Here is a 10,287-nt window from a genome sequence, read left to right on the forward strand (position 1 = left end):
GCACGACGAGCGACCAACGCGGCTGCCGCCTGCACGGCGCTCGCCGAGGCGGCCGACGAGAACGCCGACGCGGTCCGCGAGGCCGCGGCCGTCGTCCGCCTCGCCGACGTGGTGTCGGCCACGGGCAGCGAGAACAGCACGAAGGTCACCCTCGGCACCTACGTCCTGCTGCGCCGCTTCGAGGATGTCGTGGCGGCGGCGAACGCGCGCCTGGAGTCGATGTCAGGCGGGCGCTACGAGCTCGTCCGCAGCGACGTCAAGGAAGGACCCTCCCGCAGCCAGCGCGTCGGGTTGTCGCTCACGGTCCACGATCACCGGACCGACCGGCGTCGCGATCCGAAGTCGCTGTCCGGTGGCGAGACGTTCTACGCCTCGCTCTGCCTCGCACTCGGGCTGGCGGATGTCGTGACGGGCGAGGCCGGCGGTGTCGAGCTCGGCACGCTCTTCGTCGACGAAGGGTTCGGCAGCCTCGACCCCGAGACGCTCGACACCGTGATGGCCGAGCTCGGTCGGCTCTCGGCCGGCGGGCGCGTCGTCGGCGTCGTCAGCCACGTCGAGGAGATGAAGCAGCGCATCGGCGAACGCATCGAGGTGCGGCGGCTGGAAGACGGCTCCTCGACCCTGCTCGTGCGGGCGTGACCGGCGCCCTTCGACAGGCTCAGGGACCGGTGGTTCGGCTGAGGGACCGGTGTTTCGGCTGATCCCGCTGCGGTCGGGGTTCCCAGCAGCGCCGCGTAGGCTTGCAGCGTGAATCGTGTCGTCCGCCTCGCGGGTCCTGCCCTCCTGCTCCTCGTGGCTGTGGCGACCCTCCTCGCGGGTCTGGCCTTCGGCGGCGGAGCGGATGCGCAACTCCTGGGCGATCCCGGCGCCGTCGTGCGGTGGGGACTCCCGATCGCACAACTGCTCGTCAACCTGAGCGCGGCCGTCACCATCGGCGCGTTGCTCATGGCCTGCTGGGCGCTCAGCCCGGACCGGCGCGAGTACGGCGCGGCGCTCGACGTCGCCGCAGCCGGCGCCGCGGTCTTCACCGTCGCGTCCGGCGTGACGGGCTTCTTCACCTTCCTGAACGTCACGCAGGTGCCGCTCACCTTCGACGACGCGTTCGGTGCGAAGCTCAGCCTCTTCTTCACCGGGATCGAGTCGGGCCAGGCCTGGCTGCAGACGACGCTCATCGCCGCGGCCGTCACGGTGCTCTGCTTCGCCGTCCGCAACCACACGGTGCTTGTGTTCGTCTTCGGGCTGTCCCTCGTGTCGCTGCTGCCGATGGCCCAGCAGGGTCACTCCGCCGAGGCGAGCGGGCACAACGCCGCCGTCACCGCGCTCGGCCTGCACCTCGTGTTCGCCGCCATCTGGCTCGGCGGTCTGCTCACGCTCGTCTTCATCCGCAAGACCCTCGAAGACGGCCGGCTCGCCCCCGTGCTCATGCGGTACTCGACCGTGGCACTCGTGTCCTTCGTCGTCGTGGCGGTCTCCGGGTACGTGAGCGCCGAGCTGCGCATCGGCTCGCTCGACCGCCTGGGCACCCCGTACGGCATCCTCGTCCTCGTCAAGGTCTTCGCGCTGCTGGCGCTCGGCCTGTTCGGTGCGCTGCAGCGTCGGGTGCTGATCGGTCGCATCGAGCGGTCCGCCGCTGCACGAGCGGACACCCCCGCGGGCCGCACCGGCACCTTCTGGTGGCTGGTCGCCCTCGAGCTCGGGTTCATGGGCATCGCCTCCGGTGCCGCCGCAGCCCTCGCGAAGACGGCCCCGCCGGTCGACCAGACCGTGCCGACCGCGCCGACACCCGCGGTGCTGCTCACCGGGGAGGAACTGCCGCCGGAACTGACCTTCGCGCGGTACTTCACCGAGTGGAACATCGACCTCCTGTGGCTGCTGGCCTGTGCGTTCGGCATCTTCTTCTACATCGCGGGCGTCGTCCGCCTGCACCGCCGCGGCGACTCCTGGCCGATCCTGCGCACCGTCAGCTGGGTGCTCGGGCTGCTCGTGCTCTTCTACCTCACCTGCGGCGGCATCAACGTCTACCAGCCGTACCTCTTCAGCGTGCACATGCTCGGACACATGGGCCTCACCATGCTCGTCCCCGTGCTCCTCGTCCCCGGAGCGCCGGTCACGCTGCTCGCGCGGGCGGTGCGGAAGCGCTCGGACGACTCCCGAGGAGGCCGGGAGTGGGTACTCCTGGCCGTGCACTCGAAGTTCGCGGGGATCATCTCGAACCCGATCGTCACCGCGGTGCTCTTCGCCGGATCGCTCTGGGTGTTCTACTACACGCCGCTGTTCCGCTGGTCGATGGAGGACCACATCGGCCACGAGTGGATGGTGGTGCACTTCCTCATCACCGGCTACCTCTTCGTGCAGTCGCTCATCGGCATCGACCCGGTCCCGTACCGCCTGCCGTACCCGATGCGGCTCCTGCTGCTCTTCGCGACGATGGCGTTCCACGCGTTCTTCGGGCTGGCGATCATCTCCTCGACCGGGCTGTTCCTCGCCGACTGGTTCGGGGCGATGGGACGCACGTGGGGGCAGGCGCCGCTCCTCGACCAGCAGACGGGCGGCGGGATCGCCTGGAGCGTCGGCGAGATCCCGACCCTCGCGCTCGCCGTCGCCGTCGCGATCTCGTGGAGTAAGAGCGACGCGAAGGATCAGAAGCGACTCGATCGCAACGCGGACCGCACGAACGACGCGGAGCTCAACGAGTACAACGAGCGTCTCGCGCGCATGGCGGCCAACGACACCCGCTCCTAGCCCGCGAACTGTCACTCCGGAACAGTGTGAGGGGTGTCGGACTGTGCTGGAGTGACAGTTCGCGGGCTTCAGCGGAGGTCGATGTAGAGGGAGCCGTCGTCGCGGATCGTCATGAACGCCGAGAGGGTGAACGGAACGTCCTCGTCGAGGGTCGAGACCGTGCCGTCGAACAGTGACTTCACGTCGACGACGAGGTGCGCGGCTCCGTCCGTCGCCGGCATCTGCCAACCGGTGTCGCCCGGCTGGACCGCCACCACGGGGTAGGCCGCGATGGACCACACCGGTAGGTCGTCCACGCGATCGCGGATCACCATGCCGAACGGGCACCCGGTGGGCTGGAGGACCTGTTGCGTGGCGCAGTTGTCGAGGTAGCCGTCGATCTGGGTCTGGACCTCCCCGACGAAGTCCGGGGTGGCACTCGCGGTCACCTCGGCGTCGACGACGCTCGCGACCTCGGTCGTCGTCGCCGTCTCCACCGATGCCGCCAGGTAGGTGGTGTCGACGTCGAAGTCGACGCTGCCCGGCGTGAAGGTGAGGAGCGGGATGGTGGAGGTGAAGGCCCCCTCGGTCCCCTCCGCGACGCGGCGGGTGTCGAGCTCGAAGCCGTTCGCCCGGAACCCGGTCGTGTGTGCGACGGTCAGCTGGACGACGCTCAACGGGCTCGTCTCGAAGCGCCACGACGGGAACAGCCCGAAGGTGCGCTCGCCGCTCGTGATCGAGAACGCCGTGCTGTGCGGCTGACCCGCGAGTCGGTACGAGAAGGTCACCTCGTGGGCACCCGATGCGGTCGTGACGTCGGAGACGAGGCGCACGTTCTCGATCGTGCCGAGCGCCTCGCTCCGGAGCAGGGCGTCCGAGCTCTCGGCGGGCAGGCCCGCGTCGGCGAGTTCGGCGGAGCTCAGGGCGACCCCGGGCAACGCGAGCGCGGTCGCGGCGTCGTCGTCCGCGAGGGCGTCGAGGTACCCGCGCGCGAAGGAACCGGCGCCGTAGACGTCGCGGGCGACGGCCGACCAGGCGGAGAGAATGGCCGCGACGAGCAGCGCCGCGATGCAGAGCCACAGCACGACGGCGCGGACGAGGGCACCGCGCACCGTTCCCGGGCGTCGCAGCTCCCCACGTGTCGCGACATGGCTCATCCTGACATCCTAGGCGGGCACCTCGCGTAGGATTGGAGGGCGAAAACGGGAGGGAACCGAAGCATCATGAGCGTAGCCCTCTCCGCCGAGCAGCAAGCCGTCTTCGACCGCATCGAGAGCACCCGCGAGCATCTGTTCGTCACGGGTCGGGCGGGCACCGGGAAGTCGACGCTGCTCAACCACCTCGCCTGGAACACCTCGAAGCAGCTGGCCATCTGCGCCCCGACGGGTGTCGCCGCGCTGAACGTCGGCGGGCAGACGATCCACTCGCTGTTCCGCCTGCCGATCGGGCTCATCGCCGACCACACGATCGACCAGAACGATCAGACCCGCAAGCTGCTCAACTCCATCGACACCCTCGTCGTCGATGAGGTCTCCATGGTGAGCGCCGACCTCATGGACGCCATGGACCGGAGCCTCCGGCAGGCCCGGCAGCGGCCGCGCGAGCCGTTCGGCGGCGTGCAGATCGTCCTCTTCGGCGACCCGTACCAGCTCGCTCCCGTGCCGGGCAGCCTCGAGGAACGGGCGTACATCGCCGACACCTACCGCTCGTTCTGGTTCTTCGACGCCAAGGTGTGGTCCGAGACGCCGCTGCAGCTCGTCGAGCTCACGGAGATCCACCGCCAGCACGAGGCCGAGTTCAAGTACCTCCTCAACGGTGTCCGGCACGGCCAGGTCACCGCCGAGATGGCCGGCCGGCTGAACGGCATGGGCGCCAGGATCCCACCGGAGGACGGCGTCATCACCCTCGCGAGCCGCAACGACACCGTCGACCGCATCAACAAGGCGGCGCTCGCCAAGCTCGACGGCAAGCCGCTCACCGCCAACGCGGAGGTCTCGGGCGACTTCGGCGGGCGGGCGTTCCCCGCCGACGAGGCCCTCGACCTCAAGGTCGGTGCGCAGGTCATGTTCCTCCGCAACGACAGCGAGCGTCGCTGGGTGAACGGCACGCTCGGGACCGTGGTGAAGATCGACTCCACCGTCTGGGTCGAGGTCGACGGCGAGCAGTTCGAGGTCGAGCCGGCGACGTGGGAGAAGTATAAGTACTCCTACTCCTCGGTGACGAAGCAGCTGAAGCGCGACATCGTGGCCGAGTTCACGCAGTTCCCGCTGCGGCTCGCGTGGGCGGTCACCATCCACAAGTCGCAGGGCAAGACCTACGACCGCGCGATCGTCGACCTGGGCAGCCGCGCGTTCAGCCCGGGGCAGAGCTACGTCGCACTCAGCCGCATCTCGACGCTCGACGGTCTCTACCTCTCCCGGCCGCTGCGCCCGAGCGACATCATCGTCGACACCGACGTGAAGCGGTTCATGTCGGGGCAGTAGCGTCTCCGGTCTCGGCCGAAGCCGTCCGGTCCCTGAGCCTGTCGAAGGGCGACGTCGCAACGGTCGCATGTGCCCTTCGACAGGCTCAGGGACCGGGGTTGGGCTCAGGGACCGGGTTCGGGCTCAGGGACCGGGGTTGGGCTCAGGGATCGGCAGAGTTTGTGCGAGCGGGACCACATCCGAAGAACTACGATTATCGCTCATGACCTATGGACAAGCTCAGTGGCCGCAGCCCGGTCCGATCACCGCCTGGCGCACGCTCGAGCTGAACGCCAGCAAGCCGCCGTTCGCCGGATACTGGGGGTTCATCCCGCTCGTCGTCCGCATCGACGGCTTCGAACACCGCCCGACCTGGGGACCGTCGCAGTTCACGGTTCCGGCCGACCGGCCCGTGCAGGTCTCGTGCTCGATGGCGTGGCTGTGGGAGTTCGGCCGTGCCGACTACCTGCTGCAGCCCGGCGAGGCGCCGACGCTCGACTACATCGCCCCGGCGCAGCAGTGGGTCTCAGGCTCGCTCGCGCCGCGGGGTCAGGCGGTCATCAAGGGACGCGGCGTGCAGATCGCGATGTACGCCGTCCTCGCACTGGTCTTCGTCGCCATGTTCGGCGTGCTGGCGCTCTCGCTCGCCATGTCCTGATCGGACTTCCGCGGCCCGTGCCGCGCTGAATCAGCGGCCGGGTGGCGTGACCTCAGGTGCGGTCGACGGCCCGGAGCAGGATCGCGCCGAGTTCGGCCGGCTTGGTGAACTGCGGCCAGTGGCCCGTCGGGAGGTCGACGAACTCGACGTCCTGTAGCCGTGCCAGTTCCGCGACGTACGGGTGACCCTGTTCCATCAGGCCACGAAGCATCTCAGACGAGAACTCGCACGCGACCACCGTCGCCGGGACGGACAGGCGGCGGTCGTCGTCGGAGAGCTGCTGTCGGTCGACGGCGACGCCCTTCGGTTGCGGGACGGCTCTGGCCCGGAACTGTTCACGGAGCTCGTCGTCCAGGTCGACGAGGTCCTCCGCGTCGAACACCGTCCAGTCGGGTAGCGGGATCTCGGAGCCCGACGAGGGGAGTTCCTCGTTGATGCACGCGCCGTCGGCGAGTGGGCCCGAGTCGACGTACACGGCGCGGACGACGCGGTCAGGGCGGGCGTCGATCGCGGCGGAGATGATGGCGCCACCGCCGGAATGTCCGACGAGCACGACCGGCTCGGTGCCGGCGTCGATCTCGGCGACCACGGCGTCGACGTGGTCGCGGAGGCCGATGCCGGCGCGGCCGGCAGTGACGCTCTCGAGGCCGGGGAGGGTGAGCGGTCGGACCCGATGGCCTGCCGCTTCGAGCGGGGGTGTGACCGCGCTCCAGGAGGATGCGTCGAGCCAGAAACCGGGTACGAGGATGACGTCCATGCCCGAGATGCTACGCCGGGCCTGCGAGCGGCGGGAGGGGTGCTTCGCCGCCCGCAGTTCGTTCGCCCAAGAATGGGCGAATGAACACCCATTCGCCCAAGAATGGGCGAATGGACGGACGGGTCAGGCGACGGCGGTCGCTGCGGCCTTCGCGGTCGCGAGGTCGCGGAAGAGGTCGGTGTTGAAGCGGTACGCCACCATGACCTCGTCGATCACGCGGGACTGCTCCTCGTCGTCCCACGGCACGGCGTCGAGCTGCTCGCGGTAGGTGTCCTTGAACTCGCGCGGCTTCGCGATGTCGCCGAAGAGGTAGAAGCCGACACCGTTGGTGTCGAAGCCGAACTGGCGCTGCATCAGCGTGCGGATGATCTGCCCGCCCGAGAGATCACCGAGGTACCGGGTGTAGTGGTGCGCGACGAAGCCGCCGGGCCAGACGGCGCCGACCTCATTGATCCGTGCCACGTACCGGGCGGTGGTGGGGAGCGGGGTGATCTGTTCGCGCCAGTCCGGACCGATGAGGAACTCGAGGTCCTGCACGATGGCGGGAAGCCGCGTCAGCTTGTCGCTGATGAACGGAGCGGCGACGGCATCGGCGCGCATGCGGTCGGCTGCGGCCTCGAGGGCCTCGTAGATGAAGAAGTGCTGCGCGACGAGGGCGACGTAGTCCTCCTTCGAGCCCTTCCCGGTCATGAGGTCGCTCATGAAGTCCGCCCCCTCGCTGGAGGCATGGCCGGAGGACGTGCGCTCGCGCAGGGCCTGGGAGAAGGGGATCACAGTGCTCATGTCGGACTCCGCGTCGGCTGGCTCGGTAAGGGTTGCCTAAGTGTAACGGGCCGGGCTCGAGAACGGGAGGGTGGATCTGTCGCTGTGGAGGGAATCAGTGGCTGCTGTGCAGGGAACCGTGCGGGACCGCGAACGCCCCTGCGTTGGTCTGCGCCAGCGCCGGTGTCGTGAGCGCCGCCACGACCGCTGCCCCGGCGAGCAGGGTGAGCACGTACCGTCCCGTGCTCGGCTCGCGATGTGGCCGACGGTTCGCGCGCGTCACCAGGGCGTCGAGCTCGAGTTCGTCCGGCGCCGTCGATGCGAGGGTGACCCGCCGGAGTCGCCGTGCGAGCACCCCGGCGACGACGAGCAGCAGGACCGTGGATGACAGGGTCGGCAGGAACGGGGGCACGGTCGTGACGCCGAGGGAGGCGAGTCCGTACAGCGCCACCCAGACGACGACCGTGCCCACCGCGCCGGCGAAGGACGCTCGGAGGCCCGGCACCCGGTCGCGGACGAGGACCACGACGGACCACAGCAGTGCGGCGACGCCCAGGGTGACGAGCGGGATCGCGCCCACGGGGGAGGACCCGGCACCGGTCGCGATCAGCACGAGACCGGCACCGAGTGTGCACATCGCGAGCAGGCTGTTCGAGATCGACGTCGTCCCGGAGCGGACCGCTGTGCCGGCGCCCGCCCGGGCGTCCTGACGTTCGACGGAGACCGACATGTCAGGCCGTCGCCACCCGGTGCGTGCGCTTGTCCGCAGCCAGTCCGGCACCGAGCAGCACCACGGCGCTCGCGAGGTGGAGGAAGTGGTCGGCCGTGTTGAGCGCGAGGATGTTCAGCGCGGAACCCACGATGAAGAAGCCGACGACACCGAGCAGGAGGTAGAACCCGCCGACCACCGTGTTGACGGTCTTGGCCGCGACGACGTTCGAGAGCCCGGCGATGAGCAGGGCCGCGCCGATGAGGACGTGCGCGATGTTGTGCAGCGGGTTGACCTCGAAGATCCCGAGGAGGAGGCCACCCTCGGTGGTGAGGACGGGCAGGCCGCCGGCGACGATCCCGCCGAGGAGTCCGACGACCACGTAGACCGCGCCGAAGACGGCGGCGAGGAGCCGGTTGGGTGAGTGGAGCATGGAAGCCTCCTGAGTTCGGTCGAGCCTCGGGCTGATCCGAGGCGTGAGGTGATTCGGAGGTCGGCCGCTTCTCGGTTTGGTCCCGGCGACCGTTCAACCATTCGTCCGATTTCTGCGTCTGGTATTCCAGTTGTAGGCTGACCCGGTCCAGTTGAAAGGTCCCCTCATGCTCCTGCATCCTGCACGCGCCGCACGGCGTGCCACTGCCGCCGCCGCGCTGGCCCTCGTGAGCGTGTTGGCCTCACCGGCCGCACCGGCGCTCGCCGAGTCGCCCCGGTCCGTTCCGGTGGAGCCCGCCGGCACGGTCGCCGACGCGAACATCGTGGACGTCCTGAACGCCCGCTACGCGGACACCGCCATGTCCTGCGACGGTGGCGAAGCCGCCTACTTCTGCAACGGCGTCGTCGTCCGCACCACCTCGACGGTGCTCCCGACCCCGCTCCAGATCTCCCGCGACGGCGCCTCGTTCAGCTACTTGCGGGCGGATCTCGGCATCGAGACGCTCTGGCCGGCCGCGTCTGCCGGAATGATCCTGCAGCCGTGGGCCGACCAGGAGTCGCAGATGCGGCTCCGGTGCGCGTTCCCCTCCGACGCCGCGACCAACACCCGACCGGACAGCTGCGACCGCTCGACCGTCGAGGTGGAGTACGGCAATCCCGAGGGCAGTAGTGCCCCATGCCTGGAACAGGGCATCGACTCCGGCGTCGCCTGGTCGCGGCACTTCGACAGCCTCGAGTGGAAGAACGGCAACTGTGCCTTCGGGGCGGATCTCGACGGGTTCGCCGCCTCATTGGAGATGCGCGCGCTCCTCCCGGTGGACGACTACCTGGACGCCCTGTGGAACGAGGTCGTGGTCGGTGCGTGGACCGTCGAGAGCACGCCGGAGCTGCCGGTCGAGGCGTTCTTCTTCATCGAGGGGAAGCCCGGCGGCCTGGAAGCCGCGGAGGCGCTGCAGGACGAGTTCGCGGCATTGAGCGGGCGGATCGTCCCGATCGTCGGGATCGACTTCGACCGGGAGGCGCCCTTCATCCCGGTGCCGTCGTCCGAGCTGTCGGTGACGTCACCAGCCGCGCAGGTCGGAGAGGCGCGGCCCGAGTTCGCCGGCCGGGCGACGCCCGGATCCTCGGTCGTCGTGCTCGATGCCGCCGAGCGGACGGTCTGCGCCGCCGCGGCCACCGATCGAGGCCGATGGTCGTGCACCCCCGACGCCGCGTTCGCTCCCGGCACGCACGAGGTGTCCGTCGTCGAGACGTCGACGGCCGGCGTCGTGTCCGTCGCCCACGCCTTCGAGTACCTCGTCAACGCGGCCCCCCGGATCATCTCCCCGGCCGCCGGGGAGCGGATCGTCGGCGAGCGCGTCGTCGTCACGGGTGAGGCCGAACCGTCGAAGTTGATCGAGGTGCGCGAGGCGGGGAGCTTCCTCTGTCTCACCTTCTCGACCCCGACCGGAACGTTCAGCTGCACGGTCGAGGCCGTCGGCGTGGGCGAGAAGCGGTGGACGGCCACGGCGAACGCCGGTGTCGCCACGAGCCCGGCTACCGAGTTCTCGTTCTTCGTCGCGCTCGAGGACGAGACCGGGCCGGTCACTCCTGAGGACCCGGGCACGCCTGTCGAGCCGCCGGTCACGCCGGTCGACGGCGGCGCTGGACCGGTCGCTGATACCGCTGGTCCCGCGGAGTCGGACCTCGCCCGCACGGGGGTCGGTGCCGGCGGCACGCTCTGGGCTGCGGGGCTCCTCCTGCTCGCCGGCCTGGTGCTCGTGACGCTGCGCGTCGGCCGGTCCCG

At 69.7% G+C, this 10,287-nt stretch carries 10 protein-coding genes; 5 read left to right on the forward strand and 5 right to left on the reverse strand.

What is annotated here, in order from left to right; all coding sequences use genetic code 11:
• Both IFT89_RS18485 and IFT89_RS18490 read left to right on the forward strand, forming a co-directional pair.
• On the forward strand, positions 1-639 hold a 639-nt coding region (locus IFT89_RS18485), incomplete at its 5' end, for an SbcC/MukB-like Walker B domain-containing protein (RefSeq protein ID WP_274605599.1).
• Between the two features lie 108 nt (positions 640-747).
• The gene (locus tag IFT89_RS18490) at positions 748-2,742 is read left to right on the forward strand and encodes a cytochrome c oxidase assembly protein (protein WP_079707440.1); all 1,995 of its coding nucleotides are present in this window, start codon (positions 748-750) and stop codon (positions 2,740-2,742) included.
• Positions 2,743-2,810: 68 nt separating this feature from the next.
• Here the strand turns inward: IFT89_RS18490 and IFT89_RS18495 are convergent, their stop codons facing one another.
• Positions 2,811-3,878, reverse strand: coding sequence for a hypothetical protein (locus IFT89_RS18495; RefSeq protein WP_202939684.1), 1,068 nt, complete (start codon positions 3,876-3,878; stop codon positions 2,811-2,813).
• A 66-nt stretch (positions 3,879-3,944) separates the two neighbouring features.
• Between IFT89_RS18495 and IFT89_RS18500 the strand changes: the two genes are divergently transcribed.
• Both IFT89_RS18500 and IFT89_RS18505 read left to right on the forward strand, forming a co-directional pair.
• A complete protein-coding gene (locus tag IFT89_RS18500; RefSeq protein WP_194719016.1) occupies positions 3,945-5,204 on the forward strand; it encodes an ATP-dependent DNA helicase in 1,260 nt (419 codons plus the stop codon).
• A 202-nt stretch (positions 5,205-5,406) separates the two neighbouring features.
• The gene (locus tag IFT89_RS18505; protein ID WP_086475145.1) at positions 5,407-5,841 is read left to right on the forward strand and encodes a hypothetical protein; all 435 of its coding nucleotides are present in this window, start codon (positions 5,407-5,409) and stop codon (positions 5,839-5,841) included.
• A 52-nt stretch (positions 5,842-5,893) separates the two neighbouring features.
• Here the strand turns inward: IFT89_RS18505 and IFT89_RS18510 are convergent, their stop codons facing one another.
• The 4 genes from IFT89_RS18510 to IFT89_RS18525 all read right to left on the reverse strand — a co-directional run bounded on the left by IFT89_RS18510 (position 5,894) and on the right by IFT89_RS18525 (position 8,502).
• Entirely contained in the window at positions 5,894-6,598 is a 705-nt protein-coding gene (locus IFT89_RS18510; RefSeq protein WP_202939685.1) for an alpha/beta fold hydrolase, read from the reverse strand.
• 123 nt (positions 6,599-6,721) lie between these two features.
• Entirely contained in the window at positions 6,722-7,381 is a 660-nt protein-coding gene (locus IFT89_RS18515) for a biliverdin-producing heme oxygenase (RefSeq protein WP_202939686.1), read from the reverse strand.
• A gap of 94 nt (positions 7,382-7,475) precedes the next feature.
• Positions 7,476-8,090, reverse strand: coding sequence for a hypothetical protein (locus IFT89_RS18520; protein ID WP_192019771.1), 615 nt, complete (start codon positions 8,088-8,090; stop codon positions 7,476-7,478).
• Between the two features lies 1 nt (position 8,091).
• Positions 8,092-8,502, reverse strand: coding sequence for a DUF4383 domain-containing protein (locus IFT89_RS18525; RefSeq protein WP_192019770.1), 411 nt, complete (start codon positions 8,500-8,502; stop codon positions 8,092-8,094).
• 166 nt (positions 8,503-8,668) lie between these two features.
• Here IFT89_RS18525 and IFT89_RS18530 point away from each other — a divergent pair.
• Positions 8,669-10,287, forward strand: a 1,619-nt coding sequence (locus IFT89_RS18530) for an Ig-like domain-containing protein (protein WP_244650852.1), incomplete at its 3' end; no start/stop codon positions are given.

The sequence above is a fragment of the Plantibacter sp. CFBP 13570 genome (assembly GCF_014841395.1).
In the GTDB taxonomy this organism is placed as follows: domain Bacteria; phylum Actinomycetota; class Actinomycetes; order Actinomycetales; family Microbacteriaceae; genus Plantibacter; species Plantibacter auratus.